The sequence below is a fragment of the Agrobacterium sp. fls2-241-TYG-188a genome, assembly GCF_030209845.1.
Map to the genome: position 1 here is coordinate 1,060,284 of NZ_JARVRD010000002.1, position 25,803 is coordinate 1,086,086.

20 protein-coding genes and 1 riboswitch are annotated in these 25,803 nt (G+C 57.0%); of the genes, 10 read left to right on the plus strand and 10 right to left on the minus strand.

What is annotated here, in order from left to right; genetic code table 11:
- Positions 1–16 precede the first annotated feature (16 nt).
- A complete protein-coding gene (gene aroQ / locus QRN85_RS11900; RefSeq protein ID WP_062589799.1) occupies positions 17–454 on the minus strand; it encodes a type II 3-dehydroquinate dehydratase in 438 nt (145 codons plus the stop codon).
- A gap of 127 nt (positions 455–581) precedes the next feature.
- Positions 582–1,349 (minus strand): DsbA family protein, encoded by a 768-nt coding sequence (locus QRN85_RS11905; RefSeq protein WP_062589798.1) that lies wholly within the window; start codon positions 1,347–1,349, stop codon positions 582–584.
- 169 nt (positions 1,350–1,518) lie between these two features.
- Here QRN85_RS11905 and QRN85_RS11910 point away from each other — a divergent pair, with 169 nt between their 5' ends.
- From QRN85_RS11910 to QRN85_RS11925, 4 genes are all read left to right on the plus strand, one after another.
- Positions 1,519–2,676 carry a pyridoxal phosphate-dependent aminotransferase gene (locus tag QRN85_RS11910; protein WP_062589917.1) on the plus strand — a complete coding sequence of 386 codons (1,158 nt, stop codon included), beginning with the start codon at positions 1,519–1,521 and terminating at the stop codon, positions 2,674–2,676.
- 36 nt (positions 2,677–2,712) lie between these two features.
- Positions 2,713–3,417: an SDR family oxidoreductase gene (locus QRN85_RS11915; RefSeq protein ID WP_284758191.1), complete on the plus strand. Its 705-nt coding sequence runs from the start codon at positions 2,713–2,715 to the stop codon at positions 3,415–3,417.
- A 175-nt stretch (positions 3,418–3,592) separates the two neighbouring features.
- Positions 3,593–3,970: a response regulator gene (locus tag QRN85_RS11920; protein ID WP_062589796.1), complete on the plus strand. Its 378-nt coding sequence runs from the start codon at positions 3,593–3,595 to the stop codon at positions 3,968–3,970.
- Positions 3,971–4,099: 129 nt separating this feature from the next.
- On the plus strand, positions 4,100–4,933 hold the full coding sequence (locus QRN85_RS11925) for a response regulator (RefSeq protein ID WP_062589795.1): 834 nt from the start codon (positions 4,100–4,102) through the stop codon (positions 4,931–4,933).
- A 6-nt stretch (positions 4,934–4,939) separates the two neighbouring features.
- Here the strand turns inward: QRN85_RS11925 and QRN85_RS11930 are convergent, their stop codons facing one another.
- From QRN85_RS11930 to QRN85_RS11940, 3 genes are all read right to left on the minus strand, one after another.
- Entirely contained in the window at positions 4,940–5,545 is a 606-nt protein-coding gene (locus tag QRN85_RS11930; protein WP_284758194.1) for a carboxymuconolactone decarboxylase family protein, read from the minus strand.
- 72 nt (positions 5,546–5,617) lie between these two features.
- Positions 5,618–7,174, minus strand: a complete 1,557-nt coding sequence (locus QRN85_RS11935; RefSeq protein WP_284758196.1) for a phospholipase D family protein — start codon at positions 7,172–7,174, stop codon at positions 5,618–5,620.
- 41 nt (positions 7,175–7,215) lie between these two features.
- The gene (locus QRN85_RS11940; RefSeq protein WP_062589792.1) at positions 7,216–7,404 is read right to left on the minus strand and encodes a hypothetical protein; all 189 of its coding nucleotides are present in this window, start codon (positions 7,402–7,404) and stop codon (positions 7,216–7,218) included.
- Between the two features lie 99 nt (positions 7,405–7,503).
- A riboswitch (cobalamin riboswitch) is annotated at positions 7,504–7,683 on the plus strand.
- Positions 7,684–7,754: 71 nt separating this feature from the next.
- On the opposite strand from QRN85_RS11940, the gene bluB reads away from it, so the two are divergent.
- Positions 7,755–8,441, plus strand: coding sequence for a 5,6-dimethylbenzimidazole synthase (gene bluB / locus QRN85_RS11945; RefSeq protein ID WP_284758198.1), 687 nt, complete (start codon positions 7,755–7,757; stop codon positions 8,439–8,441).
- Positions 8,442–8,448: 7 nt separating this feature from the next.
- On the opposite strand, the gene QRN85_RS11950 is transcribed toward bluB, so the two are convergent.
- Positions 8,449–9,555, minus strand: coding sequence for a DUF2865 domain-containing protein (locus QRN85_RS11950; RefSeq protein ID WP_062589790.1), 1,107 nt, complete (start codon positions 9,553–9,555; stop codon positions 8,449–8,451).
- 149 nt (positions 9,556–9,704) lie between these two features.
- The gene (locus QRN85_RS11955) at positions 9,705–12,020 is read right to left on the minus strand and encodes an NADP-dependent malic enzyme (protein ID WP_284758199.1); all 2,316 of its coding nucleotides are present in this window, start codon (positions 12,018–12,020) and stop codon (positions 9,705–9,707) included.
- Between the two features lie 216 nt (positions 12,021–12,236).
- Here QRN85_RS11955 and QRN85_RS11960 point away from each other — a divergent pair, with 216 nt between their 5' ends.
- Entirely contained in the window at positions 12,237–13,067 is an 831-nt protein-coding gene (locus QRN85_RS11960; RefSeq protein ID WP_062589788.1) for a UDP-2,3-diacylglucosamine diphosphatase, read from the plus strand.
- Positions 13,068–13,081: 14 nt separating this feature from the next.
- Here QRN85_RS11960 and dgcA read toward each other — a convergent pair whose 3' ends face one another.
- On the minus strand, positions 13,082–14,065 hold the full coding sequence (dgcA, locus tag QRN85_RS11965) for an N-acetyl-D-Glu racemase DgcA (protein ID WP_284758200.1): 984 nt from the start codon (positions 14,063–14,065) through the stop codon (positions 13,082–13,084).
- 142 nt (positions 14,066–14,207) lie between these two features.
- Between dgcA and QRN85_RS11970 the strand changes: the two genes are divergently transcribed.
- The 4 genes from QRN85_RS11970 (at position 14,208) to QRN85_RS11985 (ending at position 18,222) form a co-directional block, all read left to right on the plus strand.
- Positions 14,208–15,368 carry an ABC transporter permease gene (locus tag QRN85_RS11970; protein WP_284758202.1) on the plus strand — a complete coding sequence of 387 codons (1,161 nt, stop codon included), beginning with the start codon at positions 14,208–14,210 and terminating at the stop codon, positions 15,366–15,368.
- Positions 15,369–15,377: 9 nt separating this feature from the next.
- A complete protein-coding gene (locus QRN85_RS11975) occupies positions 15,378–16,211 on the plus strand; it encodes an ABC transporter ATP-binding protein (protein ID WP_062589785.1) in 834 nt (277 codons plus the stop codon).
- 2 nt (positions 16,212–16,213) lie between these two features.
- Positions 16,214–17,584 (plus strand): MCE family protein, encoded by a 1,371-nt coding sequence (locus QRN85_RS11980; protein ID WP_112963469.1) that lies wholly within the window; start codon positions 16,214–16,216, stop codon positions 17,582–17,584.
- Between the two features lie 86 nt (positions 17,585–17,670).
- Positions 17,671–18,222 carry an ABC-type transport auxiliary lipoprotein family protein gene (locus QRN85_RS11985; RefSeq protein WP_502870780.1) on the plus strand — a complete coding sequence of 184 codons (552 nt, stop codon included), beginning with the start codon at positions 17,671–17,673 and terminating at the stop codon, positions 18,220–18,222.
- A gap of 62 nt (positions 18,223–18,284) precedes the next feature.
- Here QRN85_RS11985 and QRN85_RS11990 read toward each other — a convergent pair whose 3' ends face one another.
- The gene (locus QRN85_RS11990; RefSeq protein WP_284758205.1) at positions 18,285–18,722 is read right to left on the minus strand and encodes a PACE efflux transporter; all 438 of its coding nucleotides are present in this window, start codon (positions 18,720–18,722) and stop codon (positions 18,285–18,287) included.
- 171 nt (positions 18,723–18,893) lie between these two features.
- Complete coding sequence (locus tag QRN85_RS11995) at positions 18,894–25,583, minus strand: apolipoprotein A-IV repeat region-like domain-containing protein (RefSeq protein ID WP_284758206.1); 6,690 nt, start codon at positions 25,581–25,583, stop codon at positions 18,894–18,896.
- Positions 25,584–25,803 lie beyond the last annotated feature (220 nt).

A 25,803-nucleotide genomic window follows, 5' to 3' on the forward strand; every position in this document is an offset into this window, starting at 1 on the left:
TTCTGATTGTTTCTTTTTATGCCGTGATGTTTTTCAAAGCGTTGAGCGCCATGATGTAGCCGTAAGGTCCAAAGCCGCAAATCATTCCCTTTGCGGCAGGCGCTATCATCGATTTATGGCGGAATTCCTCGCGCGCATGGATGTTGGAGATGTGAACTTCCAGCACGGGAACGGAGATGGCGCGAATTGCATCATGCAGTGCAATGGAGGTGTGTCCATATGCGCCTGGATTGATGATGACGCCCGCGGCGCGCTCACCGGCCTGGTGCATGAGGTCTACAAGCACGCCCTCGTGATTGGACTGGTGACACTCGACGACGAAGCCAAGGGCCTTGCCAGCCTCTTCACATTCGTTCTCGATATCTTTCAGCGTCTTGCCACCGTAAATGCCCGGTTCCCGTTTTCCCAACATGTTGAGATTGGGTCCGTTGAGGACGAAGATCGTGTTGCTCATTTGCCGTTCCGTCAAAAAATCAGCGCCACCTATAGACCGCGCGACCGCGAAGGAAAAGCCCCGAAGCACGTAAAGCACGGGTTGTCCTAAATCTTCTGGGCTTTGGCGGTGTTTCTGGCCTGCTTTTTTAAGAGCAGGTCGCCTTTCCACAGCTGCGCATGTTGGCAATCTTTTCCTTCAGCGGCACCGCACCGACCGCACCGAAGACAGCCTCGTTGCCAATGATGTAGGAGGGCGTGCCGGTGATGCCGAGATTTGTGGCCAGCTGATAGGCTTCCTTGACCTGCTCATCATTGGGATTTGCAGCCATGGATTTGCGGATATCCGCTTCCTTGATGCCAAGCGATTGAGCGACTTCCATCGCGCTTTCTTCATTGGCGCGGCCAGAGCTGCCAAGAAGCGTTCTCTGGAATTGTGGATACTTCTCAGGTGCGATCAGCTTCACGGCATTGGAAACCTTGTGGGCCTCCAGTGATTCCGGCCCAAGGATGGGGAATTCCTTGAGGACGAAGCGCACATTCTTGTCGGTCTTCAGGATCGTGTCGACATCCGCCATGGCCCGTTTGCAATAGCCGCAATTGTAATCGAAAAATTCGACAAGCGTGACATCGCCATTGGGATTGCCGAGCGAAAGGTCATACTTCGACTGGAAAATGGTTTTCTGGTTGTCGGCGACAGCTTCCGCAGCCTTGGCATTGCGGCTTTCATACTGCTTGCGCTCAAGCGCCTCCTGAACCTCCAGCATGATTTCCGGGTTTTCGATCAGGTATTCCTTGATGAACGCGCCGAATTCCTTCTTCTGCTGATCATCCAGCGCATGTGCCGGTAGCGAGACGAATAGCGTGGAAAGAGCCGTCATGCAGGCCAGAGCCGTGGATTTGATCGAAAGCGCCATGTCTGTCCTCATAGATGCGGTTTGCGTGATGATTCCGTTATCCCACGCAATTACCGTAATTTAATTTAATTGCCATATCGCAAAGTAATCTGTCCGTTGCGATGTCGCCATTGTGATGACAGCAATAATACGGCAAATCTCCGACAGTTTTCCAAGAAAGAACATGCCTTTGATAACCTTGTCCAAGCGAAGCGCGGTTGAGCCATTTCATGCCATGGATATTCTGGCAGAAGCCAATCGTCGCAGACAGGCGGGTCGACCCGTTATTTCCATGGCGGTAGGTCAACCCTCGCACTCCGCTCCGAAGGTTGCGCTCAAGGCTGCAGAAGCTGCGCTGAAACATGGCCGCATTGGCTATACGGATGCACTGGGGCTTCGGGAGTTGCGCGAGGCGATTGCCTCCAGTTATCGCCTGCGCCACGGCGCGATTGTGGACCCGGCACGTATTGCTGTTACGACTGGTTCGTCCGCGGCATTCAATCTTGCGTTTCTGGCGCTGTTTGATGTCGGCGATGCGGTTGCGATCGCTCGACCGGGCTATCCCGCATATCGTAATATCCTCAAGGCGCTTGGGCTGAACGTTGTCGAAGTTCCCGTAACCGCAGAGACCGGTTACACATTGACCCCGGCCAGCCTTGAGCGGGCGGAAACCAAAGCCGGTTGCAAGCTCAAGGGCGTGCTGCTCGCCAGCCCAGCCAATCCTACGGGCACAGTCACGGGCCGTGAGGCGCTCAAACGTCTGATAGGCTACTGCGACAGCCGTGACATCGCCTTCATTTCCGACGAGATTTATCACGGGCTGACATTTGTTGGTGACGAGACGAGTGCCGTTGAACTCAGCGACAACGCCATCGTCATCAACTCTTTCTCCAAATATTACTGCATGACTGGCTGGCGCATTGGCTGGATGGTCCTGCCGGAAAAGCTGATCAGGCCCATAGAGTGCCTTGCGCAGAGCATGTATATTTCAGCGCCCGAACTGTCGCAGCTTGCAGCAGCGGCTGCTTTTTCCGCAGAGGAAGAACTTGACGTCTACAAGGAAAGCTATCGCACCAATCGCGATTTTCTGACCAGCCGCCTGCCGGAGCTGGGTTTGCCGTTGGCTTCGCCCATGGATGGTGCATTCTACGCCTATGTCGATACCAGCCGCTATTCCAACGACAGCATGGATTTTGCCAAACGCATGTTGGCGGAGATCGATGTCGCGGCAACGCCCGGTCTTGATTTCGATCCGCTGGAGGGTCACCGCGCTCTGCGGTTCTCCTACGCGGGTTCGGTGTCAGACATCGCCGAAGCGATTGGCCGGATTGCGGGCTGGCTCAAATAGATCAGCAGAAAACTAAGGAAGCTTGGAGGAAGCACCATGTCGACGGAAAAAGTTGCAGTCATTACGGCAGGCGGAAGCGGCATGGGTGCTGCGGTGGCGAAACGCATGGCCGCAGATGGTTACAAGGTCGCCATTCTCTCATCGTCCGGCAAGGGCGAGGCCCTGGCAAAGGAGCTTGGCGGCATCGGCGTGACCGGCTCCAACCAGTCCACCGACGACCTGCAGAAGCTGGTTGATATGACGCTGCAAAGCTTCGGCCGCATCGATGTTCTCGTAAACAGCGCGGGTCATGGTCCGCGCGCGCCCATTCTCGAAATTAGCGACGAGCAGTGGCATACCGGCTTGGACGTTTATCTGATGAACGTTATCCGCCCGACGCGCGTCGTCACACCAGTGATGATCGAGCAGAAATCTGGCGCCATCATCAACATTTCTACGGCATGGGCATTTGAGCCAAGCGAGATGTTTCCCACGTCCGCCGTTTTTCGCGCTGGCCTTGCGGCCTACACGAAAATCTTCTCCGACAAATATGCGCCTGACAATGTGCGGATGAACAACGTGCTGCCCGGCTGGATCGACAGTTTGCCCGCAACCGAGCAGCGGCGCGAGATGGTGCCTATGCAGCGTTATGGCAGAAGTGAAGAGATAGCGGCAACGGTCGCATTCCTCGCCTCTGGCGGCGCAGGTTATATTACTGGCCAGAACCTGCGCGTAGACGGTGGGCTAACCCGTTCTGTCTAAATGAAATTCCCGTAAATGTTGAATTTTTTACGTCCATCTCTGCTGGCTTTTGATGGGCCGGGAAGCCTGTTTCCACAGCTATTGAAGGAACAAGCACCCCATCGGCACGTTGTTCAATCCAAGGGTTAAGGGTTCGAAGAACTCGACGCTTGGATGTGGAAGCAGGTGACTTGATATGGGACAGAGTAATCCATTCGCCAAACAGGTGGTGCTGGTCGTTGAAGACGACCCGCTCTTACGGATGATGGCCGTCGACATGGTCGAGGATGCCGGTTTCAACGCCATCGAAGCCTGCGGTGCAGACGAGGCCGTCGAGATTCTGGAGCATCGCTCGGATGTCGACGTCCTGTTTACCGACGTGGATATGCCCGGCAGCATGAATGGCGTAGCGCTTGCCAACTGGGCAAGGGCGACAGACATGCCACTTGGCATAGTCCTCACCTCCGGCCACCATCGTCCAGACGACGACGCGCTTCCGCCGCGGAGCGTCTTCTTTTCCAAGCCTTATGATTTTCAGAAAGTGGTCGATACGCTAAAGCGCATGACGCTCTAATGTGCACTTAAGCTAAAAAGAGCTTTGAAAATCAGTAACCATAGTTGCGACACAGGTGTCGCAATTAATTATTCCGAAAATACTGTCCCATATAGTGTGTCCAAACAATTGAGGTGTTTTGGGGGCACTATGAATTTTTTGGGTATCACAGGTATGCAGTATTCAGGCGTACCGTTTGACGAAACGAGAATACTGCTGGCTGAAGACTCGAATGTCTTTACCCAGATGATTGGTGCCCGCCTGAAAGAGTTGCTTGGACTCTCAGTCGAAATCTGCAGGAACTTTGAAGAGCTGCAGGAGTGTTACGAACATTCCACCGAACCTGTTACTCTCGCTATCTCTAATATCAATCTGCCTGGTGCAGAAAACGGCGAAGCGCTCGAATATCTCATTGATCTCTCGATCCCGACAATCGTCTTTACGAGTACCTTCCATGAAGATACGCGCGAGAAGCTGATCACCAAGGAAGTTGTCGACTACATCCTGAAAGACAACGTCTTTGCCGTCGACATGCTGACGGAATCGGTTTGCCGCTTTCTGACAAACCACCGCCACCACGTCCTTATCGTCGATGATAGCCCGACTGCGCGCGCGCTTCTTTCCAGCCGCCTGAAGCGGTATAACTTCCGCGTCAGCCTTGCTGAGAGCGGTGCCAAGGCTCTGGACATTCTCAAGAACAACAAGGATATCGGTCTGGTCGTTACCGACTATAACATGCCCGATATCGATGGATTTGAGCTCACACGCCGTATTCGCACCATGCGCGGTTCTCATGAGCTGCGCATTATCGGCGTTTCTTCGTCTACGAACCGCCTGTTGTCTGCGCGCTTCCTGAAAGCTGGTGGTAACGACTTCATGCTGCGGCCCTTCATCGAAGAAGAGTTCTATTGCCGCGTCAACCAGAACCTGGACACGCTGGTACAAATCCAGGCTGCGAAGTTGCTCGGCAAAAAAGCTGCCTGATCGCCATCAGGGTAGGGCAGCTTCTGTGGGCTGCTCTACCGGACGACCTAGTGCCAGTTTCTTGGCAAGTTGGGGCCCAAGCTTTTCGACGTAGGCCGGATCCGGTTGGGTGCCCAGCGCGTCCAGTGTTTTTGAAAAGAAACAACGGGCTGCCGCCGCTGCGACAATGTCAAAGATTTCGGCGTCTGTCAGCGCGTGCGTCTTGAGCGCATCGATATCCGCCTGGGTGATCGATGTTGCATCATGGACGACCTTTGACGCAAATATCATGATTGCGCGCTCCTGTTCATCCAGTGGCGCGTTTTCTGCATTTGAAATGATGCCAACCAGTTCGTCTTCTGTAGCGCCTTCCCGAGCCAGAACAGTGGCGTGTGCCAACATGCAGTAAGAGGAGCGCAGTTCCCGCGCTGCTGCCAGCGTGATCAGCTCATAGCGGCGCGGCTCGATATTGCCTCGAAGGCTGACAAGAAGCGCACTCCAGCTTTCCATCACCTCCGGTCGATGGCCGAAAGCACGGTACATATTGGGCAAGTAGCCGTAGGTTTCTTCCGCGTTCCTGTACATTTCAGCCGTTTTGCGGCTGGTTTTTGGCTCTGGCGGCGTGATGAACATGTGACTCTCCTGCATTTCCATATTTCTAAAATGCGTGAGCGCGAAATTCGATCAGTTGTTCGCAAGCTTTTTTCAAAGCTGTGATTCAAGCGGGAGAAAGCCCATGATGCCAGCAAGCACACGACGGCTCACGCTGGCATATGGCTCGTATCGGTAATGTTGCGGCTTGCCTCTAACAAGGCCGGTCCATGTGAGGTTCTTGCGTTCGTCCAAAGCAAGCTCGAAACTCATTTCGCGGCTTGTTTCTTCCTTGAAGATTTCGTCCATTTCCCGAACCAGTTCTTCGGACGAAAAGAGAACACCCATTTCAGTGTTGAGAGACATCGAACGGGGATCGAAATTGAGAGACCCGATAAACCCGGTTTCGCCATCACGGGTAAAGGCTTTCGTATGAAGGCTTGCCTGACCCGAGCCTCGCAGGGAGAAGGACTTATGGTCATCTGCGAGCAAGCGAAGCTCATGCAGCTTGATGCCATTGACCAAGAGCGGGCGCCTGTATCGTGAATAGCCTGCATGTACTGCCGCGACATCGGTCGCGGCAAGCGAGTTGGTGAGAACGCTGACAGAAACCCCGCTTGCAGACAGGCGCGAAAGCGTTTCCACTCCCTTCTGCCCCGGTATGAAATAGGGCGATGTTATCTTAAGCTTATGCTTCGTCTCTTCCATCAGGGGCAGAAGCGTTTCCATCAGAAAGTTGCGACCGGTGCGTCGCTTTCCGGCTGCTTTCTCAGGCGGGTCGGCAACCACTTGCGCATTGTCCACCCAATGAAGATTATCGGCCGTCAGGAAGTTTCCCGAATGATGCTGCCTTTCCACCTGTGCAAGATAGGGCGAAGCGGCGTCGCCTGAGGCGAGTACATCCATGCGGCGCCGAAGTTTTGCAAGTTTGTTTGGCCTCCTTGCAAGAAGGGACCGAACAGGCACGGCAACGGCACTGTTCCAGTAGTCGTCGAAGATTTCCTCTGCCTGCGCAACGCATTCTCCGTGCGCGATAACATCGAAATCGCGGAAATTCGCGTTCTCGGCGGCGTCGAAATAGGCATCTCCAATGTTACGCCCTCCAACGATCAAAACCCGGCCATCTGCAATCCAGGCCTTGTTGTGCATACGTCGGTTGACCGAGCGGAAGCGCATGAGGAGCTCCAGCCCTCGACGAATGACGTTCTCACGTGCCTTTGTCGGGTTGAAGAGGCGCAGTTCAATGTTGGGATGGCTGTCTATGGCATGGAAGGCCCTGTCCGATATGGAGACACCCAAGTCATCCAGAAGCAGGCGAACGCGAACACCGCGGTCCGCAGCAGCGATAACCTCGCGCATCACCAGCTGTCCGGTGAGGTCGGCGTTCCACATGTAGTACATGAGATCAAGGCTACGACCTGCGGCGCGCGCGCTGCCAACGCGTACAGCAAAGGCGCCAAGATTGGATTGTATCAGGGAGATGGCGCTAGGTTCGGAATGGACCGAACTCAGGTTAATCCAGTGACGGTCGAGCGGCGTGGCATCGTGTGATTTCGGCAGGGCCGTCGAAGCAATCTTCGTGATGATTTTGTCACGGTGGCGGGATGCCATCGCAAGGCCAGCGAAAATCGCCAGGACGATCAACACTGCAAACAATGTTACGGCACTCACAGCGATCGTATTATCCGCCCTATCTTAAAGATTTAAAGGTCTCAGTGGATCTCAATGTTCCGCTTGTCAGCTTCCTGCTTGATAATGTCCTCAACCAGCTGGCGTTTCAATGAAGGGTCGCCCAGCAAATAGTCGTCTGCAAGCTCGAAGATCGACTTTGGGCGTTCCATGCGGCTCAACGTGTCGAGGTCCGAACCAATCTGCTGCCTAAGTTCGTTATAATCGTCCATTGTCTTACTCCATTTGCCTATAGAATGCACAGGTGGGCAGCACGGTTCCGCCACGTACGAAATCGGCCACCAGCGGCTTGCATCTCGATCTCATGGCTTGCATAAGCGCTCGCATCAGGTGCCCGCCCGAGGCGAGAGAATCGGGAACACGGTGAAAATCCGTGACGTGCCCAACGCTGTAAGGCCGAGGCATATTTCCACATGCCACTGAAGTTTCGGGAAGGCGGAAATGTGTTGATGAAGCCAAGTCAGAAGACCGGCCTGATACCATGGACCGAAGCGCAAGGACAGCGCCACGTTGTTACTTGGCAAGCGTTAAGCGCTATGCCATGCATTGTTGGGGAATGACGATGCCGACGGACGAACAGAAGCAGGCACTCAGGCCTGTCTGTAAATTTTCGCAGGACGAGGTCGACGCCGTCTATCGCGCCATACATGAGCGCCGGGACGTCCGCGATCAGTTCCTGCCAGACCCGTTGCCGGCTGATCTTATTGAGAGACTGCTTGGCGCCGCGCACGCTGCCCCCTCGGTCGGGTTCATGCAGCCGTGGAACTTCACACTGGTAACCGACGCGGCGACGAAAGAGCGTACCTGGGAGGCGTTTTCTCGCGCCAATGCAGAAGCGGCCGATATGTTCAAGGGTGAGAAGCAGGCGCTTTACCGAAGTCTGAAGCTCGAAGGCATTCGCAAGGCACCGCTCTCGATCTGCGTGACCTGTGATCCGACACGGGGCGGCGACGTCGTTCTTGGGCGCACACACAATCCCCGCATGGATGTCTATTCCACAGTCTGTGCCGTACAAAACCTGTGGCTGGCAGCAAGGGCGGAAGGTATCGGGGTTGGCTGGGTCAGCATCTTCCACGATGCGGACATCCGGGACATCCTCGGCATTCCCGACCATATTGAAATCGTCGCGTGGCTCTGTCTGGGCCGGGTCGACATGCTCTATCAGGAGCCGGAACTTGCGGTCAAAGGCTGGCGTCAGCGGCTGCCTATTGAAGAGCTGGTGTTCCGCGACAGGTGGGGAAGGTCTTAGCTGGCCATCACTGCTGTTGTGGCTGCGCACCCTTCAAAGCTGGATTTTTCAGATCGATTCGGCTTTGCTCCTCCGGCAGAAACTGTGGTCCAACCATGCGGACCTTGTTCTTCGCCGGATCATAATCTCGCTCGGGAATGGGCGAAGCCGTCTGTTTTTGCGGCTCTTGCGCAGGTTTTGCCGACTCTTCGTTGCCCTTCGGCTTGATCGTTGTGATGCTGGACTGATTTTGCAGCGCTGTGGACTGGGGCGCCTGATCCTGCTTCTTCTCATCATTCTGATAGGCCGCCATGTTGCAGCTGCAGGACGGTGACCTTTCGGAAGTGGGCTTGTCTCGATAGGCGAAAGCTGTCGGCATCGAAGAGTAGGGTTGGCCAGTCTTGGCAGAGACCATGTCGGAACTTTCCTGGCCCTCAAGCGCGTGATAAAAAAGTTCCGTCTGGGTGCCTGGACACATTCGCTCGCATTGCGCTGCCTGCGAGCGGAAATCCAGCGGCGTTGCGTTGGATGCGATGGGGAAAAATGCGCCGTCGCAGGTTCTCACGCATAACGTTCTAAGCCTACCTTGCATGGGCATATCGGGGTTCGGCCCATAATCGGAATAGCCGGGTTGCTCAAACGGATCACCCGGGCCGCGCATGTCAGGGTCCTGTGGCGGGTCGATGGTGGTGATCGATGGTGCCTGCTCGTCAAGACAGCCTTGCGCATCCAGAGCCGCCATAATTTGCTGTCGGTTGTTGCTGCCGCTGTTCTGCCGCCGTTCGGCAAGCATTCTGTCACGCTCCTGCGTGATCATTTCCCGGTCTTCCTGCGCCTGAACGAGCGCATCGCCGATCTCTGCGCAGAGTTCGGCATTTGGATTTCCGTAGACAATGACACTGCCTGACGAGCAGCCGTAGCCGCGCATATCATTCCTGATCCGGCGAATGAGGATATTCTGCTGCGCCAGCGCGTTCGCATATCTGCGCACCTCAGCAGTGTTGCCGATGGCCTGCCTTGGCTGCTCCAGCTGCGCGCGCAGGGAATCGCAGACGGGATCTGCCTGAGCCGAAAACGGCACGGCGAACATCAGCGTAAGCAAGGTACCAATCGCTCGGCGGCGGCGCGGGGTCAATGATACGTCCGTCTTCCTGGCCCGCCTTATGCGAGCCATCTTCTGTCGTGGGTCGCCCGCGCAATACGGACGACGCTGTTTAGCTGATGGTAACATAATGCTGCATCGCAGTGCGGCAAGCCGCACCTCAAAATTATGTTAACTCTGGCTTACTCCGACGGATTGGAGGCTTGCACCACCGCAAGGGCAGCCATGTTGACCACGCCGCGTGATGTCACTGTTGGTGACAGGATGTGGACGGGCAGGGCGGAACCAAGAAGAATCGGGCCGACATGCAAGCCTTCTGTCATGGTGCGCACAACGCCGAGCGTGATGTTTGCCGAGTCGAGGTTCGGGAACACCAGCAAATTGGCCTCGCCCGACAGGGAGCTGTTTGGCATGGCGCGCTTGCGAAGGGTCTCCGACAGGGCAGAGCCACCCTGCATTTCACCATCGATTTCCAGTTCCGGCGCGGCCTGACGTACCAGCTGAAGGGCGCGGCGCATCTTGCGTGCACTTTCTGAGTCACGCGAACCGAAGTTCGAATGGCTTGCCAGTGCAATCTTCGGCGTAATGCCGAAGCGCTTGATTTCCTTGGAGGAGAGGATCGCCAGTTCAGCGATGTCTTCCGACGTCGGTTCGTAATTTACGAAGGTATCCGTAAGGAACAGCGCACCCTGTTGTGTGATCAGCAGGCTGAGGCCTCCAAACGTATGTGCGCCTTCCTGTTTGCCGATGATCTGGTTGACGTCGCGCAGATGTCTGTCGAAACGGCCTTCCAGACCGCAGATCAATGCGTCTGCCTCACCGCGCTTGACGGAGAGAGCACCGATGACCGTGCTGTTGGTACGAACGATTGTGCGGGCAGCTTCCGGGTTGATACCGGCGCGACCGACAAGCGCAAAATAGTCATCGACATAGTCGCGGTAACGTGGATCGTCTTCCGGGTTCACGACGGCAAAATCGGTGTTTGGCCGAATGCGAAGACCGAACCGCTTCAGACGGGTTTCGATGATCTGCGGACGACCGATGAGGATCGGGATGCCAGTACCTTCTTCGAGCAACACTTGGGCAGCACGCAGCACACGTTCGTCTTCGCCTTCCGCAAAGATGATCCGCTTTTTCTCGGCTGTCTTCGCCAGGTTGAAGATCGGCTTCATGATGAAGCCGGAGCGCCAGACAAAGCGGTTCAGCTGATCGAGATAGGCGTCAAAATCGGTAATCGGACGGGAGGCGACACCGCTTGCAGCCGCTGCCCGTGCGACAGCCGGAGCAATACGCAGGATCAGCCGCGGATCGAACGGCGAGGGGATGAGGTAGTTCGGACCAAAGATTGGTGTCTCATCGCTGTAAGCTTTCGCCGCAACTTCAGAAACTTCCTCACGCGCCAGTTCAGCGATTGCGTGAACGGCAGCCATCTTCATTTCTTCGTTGATGCTTGTCGCACCACAATCCAGCGCGCCCCTGAAAATATAGGGGAAGCAGAGCACGTTGTTGACCTGATTGGGAAAATCCGAACGACCGGTGCAAATCATGGCATCCGGGCGGGCCTGGCGGGCAAGTTCCGGCATGATTTCGGGTGTAGGATTGGCGAGCGCCAGAATAAGCGGCTTTTCAGCCATGCGCGCCAGAAGTTCCGGTTTCAGCACGCCAGCAGCTGAAAGGCCGAGGAAGACGTCAGCGCCATCGATGGTCTCGTTGAGCGAGCGCTTGTCGGTCGTCTGGGCGTAGACTTCCTTCCACTCGTCCATGAGCGTGTTACGGCCATCATAGACAAGGCCCTCAATATCGTGAACCCAGATGTTCTCGCGCTTGGCGCCGAGAACGACCAGAAGATTGAGGCAGGCGAGCGCGGCAGCGCCCGCACCGGATGCCACGATCTTGACGTCGCCGATCGATTTTCCGGCGAGTTCGAGCGCGTTCGTAACCGCCGCAGCCACAATGATGGCCGTGCCGTGCTGGTCATCGTGGAACACGGGGATGTTCATCTTCTCGCGGAGCTGACGTTCCACTTCGAAGCACTCGGGCGCCTTGATGTCTTCCAGATTGATGCCGCCGAAGGTCGGCTCCAGTGCAGAAATGGTGGAAACCATGTCGTTGATGCCGGGCGCATCGATTTCGATGTCGAAAACATCGATGCCGGCGAATTTCTTGAAGAGGACCGCCTTGCCTTCCATGACGGGCTTGGAGGCCAAAGGTCCGATGTTGCCGAGGCCGAGGACCGCCGTGCCGTTCGAAATCACCGCAACCAGATTGGCACGCGCCGTGTATTGAGCCGCCGTTTCAGGATTTTCGTGAATGGCAAGGCAGGGTGCTGCAACACCGGGTGAATAGGCAAGCGCCAGATCGCGCTGGTTTCCAAGGGGCTTGGACGCCTGAATTTCAAGTTTTCCCGGGCGCGGGTAACGATGATAGAAAAGCGCCTGTTCTTCCAGATCCGCATTGGCGTTTGTGTTTTGCGTCTTGCCCGTATCCTGAGAACTCATTCTATCCACCGCTTATTTCAAGTTTCTTGGAGGCCTTTGCATACAACAATCGGCCCAGCCGTACAGCCGTTTATTTCATTCGGGAGGCGCAAAAACGGTAGTTTAGGTATCTCGGAAAAATGCAGCGTGATGGTTGTAAATCTCGGTCTGTCATCTTGCTGAAACACGAGTCTGGTTTTGCAGAGAGGAAAGTTGCCGAGACGGGGGAAGAATTCCATGGCCGCGCAAACCGAAGCCAGACAGTTCAGAACGCTTTTCATTTCCGATGTGCATCTTGGCTCTAAAGCGGCCAAAACGGATTTCCTTCTGGATTTCCTGCGCCATCATGAGGCCGATACCATCATCCTCGTTGGCGATATCATCGATGGCTGGCGTCTGCGCCGCAGCTGGTACTGGCCACAAGGCTGCAATGATGTGGTGCAGAAACTTCTTCGCAAGGCCCGCAAGGGAACACGCATCGTCTATATTCCCGGAAATCACGACGAATTTCTTCGCGAGTTTCCCGGTACCCATTTCGGTGGGATCGAAGTGGCAGAGCGGATGATCCATGAAGCCGCCGACGGCAAGAAGTATCTTGTCATCCACGGCGACGAATTCGATGTCGTGGTGCGCAACGCAAGGCTTCTGGCCTATCTCGGCGATTGGGCCTATGACGCAGCCATTGCGCTGAACGTGGCAATTGCCGCTGTACGCCGCCGCATCGGCCTTCCTTACTGGTCCTTCTCCGCCTGGGCGAAGCTGCAGGTCAAGCACGCTGTCAACTTCATCGGAGAATTTCAGCGGGTGGTCGCCGACGAAGCCCGTCGCAACAAGGTCGATGGTGTCATCTGTGGCCACATCCATCATGCTGTGATGGAGGATATCGATGGCATCCGTTACATCAACACCGGCGATTGGGTGGAAAGCTGCACGGCCATCGCAGAGAATACCGACGGCTCCTTCGAATTGATCACATGGATGAAGTCCGATGACAAGACCGAGGATAACACCGTCGGGACACTTGAGCCCGTGGTCTTCCCCAAGCTCATCGATACCTATGCGGCTTGAGCGGTAGCGTCAGTTCATCCCCACAGCTCCGGCTGCGGCGGGTGAACCATCGATCCTTCGTAGCGAAGACCCGGTTCCCTGTCCCTAGCGAGCAGGAGTGGGCCGTCCAGATCGGCAAACTCGGTGTCTTGCGCCAGCATAAGGGCGGGGGCCATGCCTAAGGATGTGCCGAGCATACAGCCAACCATGATGGTGTAGCCCAGGCGCTGCGCCTCCTTTTTCATGATCAGCGCCTCGGTCAAGCCGCCTGTCTTGTCGAGCTTGATGTTGATGGCGTCATAGCGATCACGCAGCGAAGCCAGATCTTTTGTTAGATGCACACTTTCGTCGGCGCAGATTGGAACAGTCCGCTCGATGCGCGAGAGAATATCATCTCTTCCGGCTGGCAGTGGTTGCTCGATCAGCGCGATGTCCAGTTCTCTGGCAATTTTCAAGTGATGCTCGATATTGTTGTCCGTCCAGCCTTCATTCGCGTCGATGATGATGCGCGCCTTCGGAGCTGCCGCGCGAACGGCGCGCAGGCGTGCCTCGTCATCCGGTGTCCCGGTCTTTATCTTCAATAGGGGCCGTTGCGCATTGTCCGCCGCCTGGGTGGCCATGGTCTGCGCATCGCCAAGAGAAATCGTGAACGCCGTCACGATTGGCACCGGCTTCGTTGACATCAAGGTCGAAGACACGCTCTTGCCCGTAAGTTTGGCTTCCAGGTCCCACAGGGCGCAATCCACGGCATTGCGCGCGGCGCCGGGCTTCATTGCCTGTTGCAGGTCCTCCCGCGTCAGGCCTGCCGCGATCGCCTGTTCCACGCTCATAATATCCGCAAGGACCCCCTTTATCGTTTCGCCATAGCGTTGATAGGGCACGCACTCGCCGGTTCCTCGAACACCATCCTGTTCGATTGTGCAGCGCACGACATGAACCTCCGTTCGGCTTCCGCGTGAAATGGTGAAGCTGCCTGCAACCGGAAATGTTTCAGCTGTTGCTTGAATGTAACGACGCATCAAAATTAGCCTCGGGTCTGTGCATAAACTGGTAAACGAGCGAAAAAACTCCGGATTTCGCCTCCAGTGCTGTGGCTTGGTGATCCGTCACTCGATATGAATCGTTAAGAATCTTTAATAGGCTGCATGCGCTCGGAGCAAGATGCAAGAACTCGAAACACGGCAACAGGCGCAACCGGCAGCGATCTCATCCGATGAGGACGCGAGCGGCGGGGCTGTGCGCTATGCCCTGAGCGGTTCATGGCGCAACGCCAATATAGCCTCAGTTCTTTCCGACATCGAAAAGATCGAAAAATCCAACCCCTCTGGCTCCATCACCGTTGATCTATCCGATGTCGATAACATCGATACGACGGGCGCGTGGATCTTGCGCCGTATGCGCCACAGAATGGAGCAGGCCGGCACCCAGGTCTCTTTTGAGGGCAACGAGCGAATAGAGGGCATTATCAGTGCCCTGCCTGACGAGGCACCGCTTGCACCAAAGGAATCAAACAAAAAGGGCTTGGTTGAGCGAATATTCGATCCGATCGGCAAGAATGTCATTCAGGCTGGCGCGGATTTTCTGGCTGGCATGTACATCCTCGGCTCCGCCGTGCGTGGCGCGCAGATGAAGCTTGGCCGTGGCCGAGGCGTTTCGCCGGCAGCCATCGTCAACCAGATCGATCATATGGGCGTGCGTGCGGTGCCCATCATCCTGCTCATGTCCTTCCTGATTGGCGCGATCATTGCCCAGCAGGGCGCGTTCCAGCTCCGCTATTTCGGCGCGGAAGTCTTCGTCGTGGACCTCGTGGGCATTCTTCAGCTGCGTGAAATTGGTGTTCTCCTGACGGCGATCATGATTGCTGGCCGGTCCGGCAGCGCGATCACCGCTGAAATCGGCTCCATGAAAATGCGTGAGGAAATCGACGCATTGAAGGTCATCGGGTTGAACCCGGTCGGTGTGCTCGTCTTCCCACGGCTGGTGGCGCTGACCATCGCGCTGCCGCTGCTGACCATCATCGCAAACTTCGCGGCTCTGTTCGGCGCGGCTGTGGTTTCGCTTCTATATTCAGGGATCACCTTCGAAGTCTTCGTGTCCCGTCTTCACTCCGCGGTCGAGGCTTCAACCATCGCTTCCGGCATGATCAAGGCGCCGTTCATGGCGCTGATCATCGGCATCGTCGCGGCTGTCGAGGGCATGAAGGTGGGCGGAAGTGCAGAGTCCCTGGGGCAGCACGTTACGTCGTCAGTGGTTAAATCCATCTTTGTTGTCATTCTGGTCGATGGCGTCTTTGCCATCTTCTATGCAGCCATCGATTTTTAAGGAGAGGCTGTGCAGGATTCGGAAGTAAAGAAAGACAGCAATCAGGAAGATCGGGAAGTGATCCTTTCGGTCGAAGGCGTGACCGTTGCCTTCGGCGACAAGGTTGTGCTCGATAATCTCGATCTGAATGTCTACCGCGGCGAAATTCTTGGCTTTATCGGGCCTTCCGGCGCCGGCAAGTCCGTGTTGATGCGCGCCGTTCTGCGGCTGTTGCCGCGTCAGGATGGCACGATCAAGATTCTGGGTACCGATTACGACAAGGCGACGGAAGAGGAGCGCATGGCGCTCGACACCCGCCTCGGCGTATTGTTTCAGCAGGGCGCTCTGTTTTCCGGCTTGACGGTCAAGGAAAACATCCAGCTTCCGATGCGGGAGTACCTCGATCTGCCGCAGCAGTTGATGGACGAGCTAGCAGCTCTGAAAATCGAGATGGTCGGTCTGGCAGCCGATGCGGCGGACAAATATCCATCGGAACTGTCCGGCGGCATGATCAAGCGTGCCGCACTGGCGCGCGCGCTGGCGCTCGATCCGGACCTCGTCTTTCTGGACGAGCCCACCTCCGGTCTGGACCCTATCGGCGCTGCAGAATTCGATATGTTGATCGCGCGCTTGCGTGACCAGCTTGGACTGACGGTCTATATGGTGACGCATGACCTGGACAGCCTGTTCTCGGTTTGCGACCGGATAGCCGTACTGGGCAACAAGAAAGTCGCCGTTGAAGGCACACTCGAGGAAATGTTCGATAGCGACGATCCTTGGGTTCAATCATATTTCCGCGGAAAGCGGGCTCGCGCCGTCGTCCTGCCGGATGGCACGCAACAAATTCCGGGGAGTAACGGATAGCCATGGAAACCAAGGCAAATTACACCATCGTCGGGATTTTCACGCTGATCGTGATCGCAGCCGCCTTTGGCTTCGTTTACTGGATGGCGGAATTTGGACGAGGCGGCCCAACCGCACAGCTGACCATCCGCATTCCAGGCTCAGCCAATGGCCTGTCGGTTGGCTCACCCGTGCGGTTCAACGGCATTCCCGTTGGTACGGTGCGCGGCCTTTCCATCGACCGCGATGACCCCGCATATTCGATTGCCTTTACCGAAGTGCAGGCAGACGCGCCTGTGTTTCCTTCGACACGTGCCGTGCTTGAAATTCAGGGCCTGACGGGCGCTGCCTATATCGAGCTTTCCGGTGGACGCAACAATGAAGAGCGGATCCTGCAGAAGTCGTTCGATACGGGCGTTCCCGCAGAGCTGACAGCCGACCTTTCCAGCGTAACGAACCTTCTGGCAACCGCCGACAAGATTCTTCGGAGGGCGGATGGCGCAATCGGCGAGTTGCAGGGCTTTGTGCAGGACGCGCGCGGCCCACTCACACAGACGGTTCGCAATGCCGAGAAGTTTTCCAACGCGCTTGCTTCCAACTCCGATGGTATCGAGAACTTTCTTGAAAGCCTGAGCTCGCTTTCCACCACCGTTCAGTCCGTCTCTGTCCGCCTGGATAGCACACTGACGGCGGTTGAGGATCTCGTCAAAGCTGTCGACTCCCAGAAGATTGACTCCATTCTGACCAATGTCGACAAGGTGACTGCCGATGTTGCCGCGTCTTCCGGCGGAATTCAGGATGTCATGGAAACGGTGCAGCGGACGTCACGCAATTTCGAACAGGCAAGTGCCGAGGTTCAGGTCGTCGTCAAACGTGCGGATGAGCTGCTGGCGTCTGTGGATGCAGCCAAGGTCAGCAATGCGGTGGAGGATGTGTCTGCTGCTACCGCCGATGCGAGACAGGCCATCTCGACCTTCCGTCAAATTGCTGACGATGTCGGTACGCGTCGCCCGGATATCGATCAGGCAATTGCCGATTTCACCGATATGTCACGCAAACTGAATTCCGCGTCGAGCCGTGTCGATGGAATTCTTGCGAAAGTTGACGGTCTGCTTGGAACCGATGATGCCAATTCGCTTTTTGCAAAGGCGCGGGAAACGCTGGCGTCCTTCAAGGCCGTTGCGGATAATCTCAACACACGTATCGGTCCGATTGCCGACAATCTGGCGCGGTTCTCCAGCTCAGGCCTGAAGGATTTCCAGGCGCTGATCGGCAGCACCCGTCAGACAGTGGACAATCTCAACAATACGATCACGAATTTCGATCGCGATCCGCAACGCCTGATCTTCGGCGGCGAGAACGTGAAACAGTATGATGGCCGGACAAGGCGTTGACGGGGGTTAGGAATTTGAGAGTTTTGTTGATGCGCAGGCCGGGTGTTCGCGCGGCCAAAACCGGTCTTCTTGTCGTGCTGCCGGTCATGGCTGGCTTGCTCACCGGCTGCGGTGGGAGTGCCAAGAATGATACGTTCGATCTTTCCGTGTCATCGCCGCAGGTCTCGCAGGCACCATCCCTGAAGTCGCGCCAGTTGCTGATTGCGGATCCAACCGCTTTGAAAGCGCTGGACAGCGAGAATATCGTCGTACGCCTGTCGGGCTCCGAGGTGCAATACCTCGCCAACTCACAGTGGAGCGACAAGCTGCCGCGTATGGTGCAGTCGAAGCTTGTGGAAGCTTTTGAAGATACAGGAAAGCTCGGCGGCGTCGGACGTCCGGGGCAGGGCCTCGCAATCGACTATCAGGTCGTGACCGACATCCGCGCCTTCGAAGTCGATACGACGAAGAACATTGCCTATATCGAGATTTCGGTGAAATTGCTCAACGACAAGAACGGCACGGTCAGGGCGCAGGAAGTTTTCCGCTCAAGCGCGAGGGTTAGCGGCTCCGGCAATGCAAACCTCGTAAAGGCGTTGGACAACGCGTTTGCCTCATCGTCGCGAGAGATCGTCAATTGGACGCTCCGCTCGCTTTAAGCCTGTGAATTTCCGAATTTTAAACGCCGCGTATCGAAAGATGCGCGGCGTTTCTGTTTTCGTCACTTCGTCTGCATTTCCGTTTTCCACTCGGGTAGCGGAAACAGCCGATCGTAGCACCAGTTGAAGACGAAGGCGTAGAGGACGTAGAAAAGGGCGAATGACACGTCCATGACCAGTGCATGCATGAGGGTGATGTTCAGGTACCAGGCGATGAATGGCATGAGCACGACCAGCAGGCCGAGTTCGAACAAGACTGCATGGGCAACGCGAATGACCGTCGTCTTCTGCGTCGTACCCCTGAACCGCTTCATGGCGTGGTCGAAAGCCAGATTATAGAGGTAGTTCCAGGCCGTTGCGATCGTGGCGCTGACAACGCCAACGACGCCAATATCCTCAGCGGGCACTCCAAAAACCCAGGCGCCCAAAGGTATGACAAGGATAAGGCCAATAATTTCGAAGCTGAGTGCGTGGCGGATACGATCTGCGATGGTTCGCATGGATACTCCCGAAAGTTCCGGGCCGTCCCGTATGCTGTCACCAAAATGGCCGAGGTCGTCCTCGCAACCTCCATATAAATCCTGTGATGTTTTTCTTCAAGGCATGGTGGAACAGCAAAAAAAAGCCCTCCCGGCAGAACCGGAAGGGCTGTGACTGTTCCCGACAGCGACTTAGTTGAAACGGCCAGCGGCGTGGGCAAGCATCGTATAGACCTTGCCGGTATCGGATGTCAGGTAAGACTGCGTAACCGTCCGATCGCGATCGGTCCTTGCAACATCTGCAAGCAGCTTTTCGAAATCGGAGATGTAGCGATCGACCGCAGTGCGGAATTCCGCTTCGCGCTCATACTTCCGCTTGATCTCGTCGAAGGTCTGTTGACCCTTCAGCGTGTAGAGGCGGCGGGTAAAGACGTCGCGTTCGCCTCTCTGGTAGCGACCCCAAAGCTCCACCGACGCATCATGGTCAATCGCGCGTGCGATATCGACCGAAAGGGAGTTAAGCGATTCCACCACGTGACGTGGATTGCGCGGATCCGCTGCACGGGTCTGAGGCTCGGCCGATTGTCTCGGAGCAGCAGCGCTTGCCTCCTGAGCATCACGCGACGCTCCGCGCAGGAGATCGCTGATCCAGCCACCGCCATCTTCACGACGCTGTGCCGGAGCTGCAAGGCCTGCCTGTGGCGGCACGGCACGGGTTTCAGTTGGCTGCGTGGTGCGGAACTGCGGTGCTGATGGCTGTGGCTGCGCAACCGGTTGCTGTGCAGGGCGGGCCAGAGCAGGCGAAGGCGGAACCACGGTGGACGCCGCTGGCTGAGGACGCGGCTGTTCTACGCGTGGCTGCGGCTGCGGCTGGCTCTGCGGTGCTGGCGCCTGTCTGGTTGCAGCGATGGCACGTGCAGCAGGTTCGGAGATTTCCAGTTGCTGTGTCGAGCGTCCGACGAGCTGAGAAATATCCTGAAGCGCCTTGATTTGTTCGGAAACCGCACGACGCATGGCCGCAGCACTTTCCTTCGCCTCTTCCGGCAGATCGAAGGCACCTCGTTTCAGCTCAGCACGCGTCTGGTCGAGCTCCTTGCGGATATCAACGCTGGAGCGACGGATTTCATCCGTTGCACCCGCAAACCGCGCGACCGCTTCTTCCACGGCTTCACGCAGTGTATCGCGAAGAACGGCGGCTGCGGCGGCAGACTTGTCGGTGGCGTTGCCAAGCAGCTTGTCCACATCCGAAAGCGAGGAGGCGACACCGCCGCGCAGGCGGTTGACCAGTTCGTCGGAGTATTTCTGTGCGTCCGCCATCGTGCCTTCGATAGAACGGCTTGCATCCTCACCGGCAGAGAGCAGCGCACCGCGCATATTCTGTGCCGCGAGCTGCGCGCGATTTTCTGTCTCGTCCAGCGAGCGACCGATGTGGTCAAAGGAAGAACTCAGGTTATCGCGCAGATTACCCGCAACATTGGCCGCACGCTGTTCGGCCTGTGCAAGGGTCTGTTCAACAACGCCCATGACACCCTTCATGGAGTTCTCGATTTCTTCGGAACGGGTCAGCAGGCCAACGGAAAGTGTGCGAAGTGCCTCCTGGCGTTCTTCCAGCGTTCCGACAAGGCTTGTCTGGGCTGCACTCAGCAGCTCGGAGGCCTGCGAAAGCACGGAGGAATGTTCCTCGAAGCGGCCAACGATCCCTGCAACCTGCGACAATGTCTGGCCGGAGATATTGGACAGGCGATCAATTTTGCCTTCCAGCAGGCGGCTCGAGCTCGAAACCATGTCAGCGGCGCGAGATGCGGAGTCCGAGAAGCTCGTCGCAGCAGTATTGAGCGAGTGATCGGCTGCCTTGAACTCCTGCGAGGCGCGCGCGACCGCGACATTGAGGCTGTCTACCGCGTCCGTGACGACATTTGCCATGCCGGAATGCGTTTCGGACAGCATCGTCGTGCTCTGACGGGTAGCCGATACCAGCTTGTCTGCGGCGTCTGCGCCAGCCTTGGCGTAATCGCCGATGGCCTGCTCGACCAGTTGCGCCATGCCGCTGTTGCTTTCCGCCAGCAGGCTTGCGCTCTGCTGTGCTGCAGTCACAATCTTTTCGGCAGCATTCTGACCAATCGTCGCATATTCATTGACGATAGGCTTGGCTTTTTCTTCGATGAGGCGGGACAACTCGGCAGACCGGCTTGCGAGCATGGAGTTGAGTTCGCGTGTGCGGCTGTCCAGTGTCGAGCGGATGGATTCGCCGCGGGCGTCCAGCGAGCTCTCTACGCCAGAAAGCGTTTCGGAAATTGCGCCAACCTGCGAACGGACGACAGCCTCGGCCTCCGCCACCTTGTTGACGATGGCATTGCCAGCTTCCGAGAATGTCTGGGCGACCGCTGCGGCCTGGCCCGAGAGGCGACCCTGAGCTTCGGATATACGACCGACGATATCTTCCGACCGCTGCTCGATGGCGCGGGCAAACTCGTCGTTGCGGGTCTTCATCTGCTCGGCGAAATCGGAACCCGTCTTGGCGAGGATTTCCGTCGACCGCAGGGCTTCACCATCCATGGTCTGAGTGGCGTTGACCACCGCATCCCGCAGGGTGACAGCGAGATTGGTCGCCTTGCCTTCGATGGTACGGTTGACGTTCTCAAGGCCGATATTGAGCGCGCGATCCATGGTGCCGAGACGTTCGTCGATGCGGGCCGTGCCACTGTCGAGAACACCTGCGATACGCTGCGTGGCATCGTCGCTGGTACGTACGAAATCCGCGGTCTTGCCATCGAGTGTTTCGGAAATCTTGCGGCTGGCATCTTCGATGGAAGAATTGACCGTGCTCAGATCGGCCTGGAGACGCGTCTGCAGACCGTCGATGTTGGTTTCAAGACGTGCGCCTGTTTCATCAAGGCGGGTGGAAACAGCGGTAACAGACTGCTCGACACGCTGCGAGAGTGCCTCTGCCGCGCCACCGATTTGCTGTGCGGCGTCATCCATGCGGGCGGAAACGGCACTTGCGCTGTTGCGCAGGCGCTCCTCAAGTGTCGCAACGCTGGTGTCGATCGTGCGCTGAATGGCTTCCTGCTGTGTCTCCAGAGACATTTCCAGCATACTTGCGCTCGATGCGATCGTCGTGCCGATGGACATGGCCTGTTCGGAGAGGAGATCGTTGATGCGCTCCTGAGCGGAACCCAAGGTTTCTGCGAAGGCTCCGTGGTGCTGATCGAGCGTGGTGCGAAGCTGCTCATGCGAGGAGACCAGATTGTTCTCCAGGCGTGAAACGCCATTTTCCATGGTCTCGGAGAAGCGGCCTGCGCCGCCTTCGATGGCGGTTTCGATGCGTGTCGCAGCAGTGCCGACCGTTTGTTCGATAAGCCCGCTGTTGCGCTCAACCGTTCTCGTTATCGCATCTGCCTGAACGCCAAGCATCGTATCGAGGCGAAGATGGCCAACGGACAACGCTTCTTCAAGAGTTGAAGCGGTGGAGGCAAGACGCTGCTCTGCATCGGTTACAGACTGGGTCAGTGCATGGGCGCGGTTGTCCAGCGTTTCGGTAATCCGCTCTTCAGCGCCCGAAATTGCCATGTCGATTGCAAGCGCGCGGCTGTCCATGACATCAGCGATGCGGTCTTCAACGCCGGATACAGCGTTCTGCAGGGCAGATGTACGGCTTTCCAGGGTCTCGGCGAGGCGCCCTTCCACACCGTATACGGTGTTGGTCAGCGCCTGCGCACGATTTTCCAGAGTTTCGGAAAGGCGTTCCTCGGCACCGGCGAATGCCATGTCAATGGCAAGTGTGCGGCTATCAAGCGTGTCGGCGATACGTTCTTCAACACCAGAAACGGTGCTTCTCAGGGCCGCTGTACGGCTATCCAGCGTTTCTGCGATGCGTTCTTCCGCACCGGAGAAAGCCATGTCGATGGCCATGGTACGGCTGTCGAGCGTATCTGCGAGGCGTTCCTCCACGCCAGAGACAACGGAGTTGAGCGCTGCGGTTCTGCTGTCCAGGGTTTCGGCAATGCGGTCTTCGACGCCTGAAACAACGTTGCTCAAGGCAGCCGTCCGTGTATCGAGCGTTCCCGCGATCCGTTCTTCCGCACCGGAGAATGCCATGTCGATGGCCATGGTGCGGCTGTCGAGTGTATCGGCGATACGCTCCTCAACGCCTGATACGACGCTGCTGAGAGCGGCTGTCCGGGAGTCGAGAGTTTCCGCAATACGCTCTTCCGCACCGGAGAACGCCATGTCGATAGCCATGGTGCGGCTGTCGAGCGTATCAGCGATGCGCTCTTCTACACCTGAGACCACGCTGTTGAGAGCGGCCGTCCGGCTATCCAGTGTTTCAGCAATCCGGTCTTCAACGCCACTTACGACATTTGTGAGTGCGTTCGTGCCATTCTCGATCGTATCGGAAATGCGGCTTTCCACACCGGATACGATAGTGTTGAGAGCGGCTGTCCGAGAATCGAGAGTTTCCGCGATGCGCTCTTCCGCGCCCGAGAACGCCATGTCGAGTGCCATGGTACGGCTGTCAAGCGTGTCTGCTATGCGCTCTTCGACACCGGAAACGACCGTGTTCAGAGCCGATGTGCGGTTGTCCAACGTCTCGGAAAGACGTTCTTCAGCAGTCGAAAACGCCATGTCGATGGCCATCGTGCGGCTATCGAGCGTGTCCGCGATGCGCTCTTCCACGCCAGATACGACGCCACTGAGGGCTGCGGTTCTGCTGTCGAGCGTTTCCGCAATCCGGCTTTCCGCACCCGAGACAACATTGGCCAGTGCGGCGGTTCTGCTTTCCAGCGTATCGGCGATACGGTCTTCAACGCCGGCAACGGCATGGTGGATTGCTGCCGTGCGAACGTCGAGAGTGTCCGCAAGGCGCTCCTCGACGCCGGATACCGCGCCGGTGATGGCAGCAGCGCGGCTGTCCAGTGTCTCTGCCAGTCGCCGTTCGACATCTGCTACAATATTGTTGATGGCAGCAGCGCGCTCTTCGAGAAGTGCTGCAAGGTGTTGGGCGGTGCCAGACACGGAGCCGGTAATGGCTTCGGCTCGGTCGGCCAGGGCCAGATCGAAACGATCCTGCGTAGCAGCGAGAGCGCCAAACAGGGCCGTGCTGCGCTCCGCCAGAACCGCGTCGATTTTCTGATGTGTATCGCTGAAGGCGCCTGTAATTTCCGCCGTACGAGCGCCGATGGCCTTGCTGAGTTCAAGGCTGTGGCTTTCCAGCGTGCTTTCCAGCATTTCCTGACCCGTTCCAAGGGCCGTTGCAAGCGCAAAGGACTGGTCGGTGAGGGTGGTGCTGAGGCGTTCGATGCCAGAATTGAGCATGCCATCGATGGAGTCGGTACCGCCGGCAACCGTCTCATTGATCCGCGCGAGGCTTTCCATCAATTTGCTGTCGAGAGTGCCAGCGCGCTGGTCGAAGGCGGTCGCGAACTCTGCGACACGCTCATCAAAGGCTGAATTGACAAGGCCGACCGTTGTCTGAAGCTTTTCCTCGAAGAGCCCCGAGCGCAGATCCATATCCATGATCGCATCGTCTGCAGAATTTTGCAGGCTCTGGCGGAAAGACAGGCCTTTTTCTTCAAGCGTTGTCGTCAGCTTATCGAGAACATTGTCAAGAGAGCCGCCGATGACCTGTTGCCCGCGCTCGATATTCTGGCCGATTTCCAGCGTACGCTTCGAAAGTATGTCGTTGAGAAGCCGTGTCCGCTCCTCGAGAGACTGGTTGAGGTTGTCCGTGCCGGTGCTGAGGTTCGATGCCTGCGTCGCAAACTGCTCCAGAAGCAGTTTACCGCGTTCATCGAGCGTGGTGCTGAGATCATGCAGACGCAGGTCGAATTCGTTCGATAGCGTCGCGCCGGACGTATTGAGGGCCTTGAGAAGATTGTCGGTTTTAGCCGAAATCAGGGTGCCCATTGCTTCGGTGGAGATACGCGACTTCTCAAGCAGCGCCGCAGAGCGGGTGTCGATCATCGTCGCAAATGCCTCACCACTCGTGGCGAGACGCATGGAAAGCTCTTCACCGACGATGGAGAGCTCTTCCTTGATCTGATCCTGTGCGCCGACGATGGACGAGCGAATACGCTCGGCGTGATTGATGATTGCGTCGCGTTCTGCGCTCAGTTCCTGCACGAGGCTGCGCACGCGAAGTTCGTTATCGGCGTAGCTACGCTCCAGCGCATTGACTTCGGAATGAACGAGCGTTTCGAGTTCCGTTGCGCGCGCAATCGTCCGTTCGATGCCATCGTTCATGGCCGAAACTTCGCGGCGAACGGCCTGACCCACAGACATGATCCGTTCGGATGCGATGGTTTCTGGTTCAGCAAGGCGAAGTGCGACTTCCGCCATGGAGCGGGCGGCGTTGCGCAGATCGCGGGCGCGCGCCATCATGATCGCAAAGGCGAAGAACAGCATGATCGGCACGATGACGCCGACGATGATGGCCATGACGCCGGGGATGGCGAAGAGTGCCGCGAGGGAACTGACGTTCCAGATGAGGTCGCCATAGATGACATTGGCAAGGCCAACGCCGGCAATGGCCCATAGAACGGAAAAAATCCCTGCATTACGCAGCGCGCCGGCCATCGAGCCGGCGTCAAGGGATTTCAAAATCATGGCAGGGCTGCGCTTCGTGCCATCATTCGCGGCTTCCAGAGACGGCGATCTGGGCGCGGGTTCTGGTGCAGCGCGTGGCGGCGTTGCCGGTTCGGCTGGGCGGGATTTTCTCTGTTCCTGCACTCTTGGCTGTTCTGGCACGCGGGCCTCCGCAGGCTTTGGAGACGATTTCTTCTGAGGCTCAGGCTTGGTTTCGTATGCGCCGAGCTGCAGGGCATCTTCCAATGCCTGAAACGCAGTCTCATCAATCGAGTCGCTTATCTTGTTATTCGCCATACGCTTACGCCTCGTTACTCTACGCCCGGCCTCATGCCATCCATCCATTCGCCGCTTGTGCGCGGATGGACGCCACATTGCCTCAAGACACGGTACCAGCCGGTATATAGTGTCTTGTCTTACCATTTCCTGAGAGCTCGTTGTCGGGCTTTCAGGCGATATTCATGTGCTCGCCGAATTTGCACAACCGGTGTCGAGGTCGTGCAATACGGAAGTATCG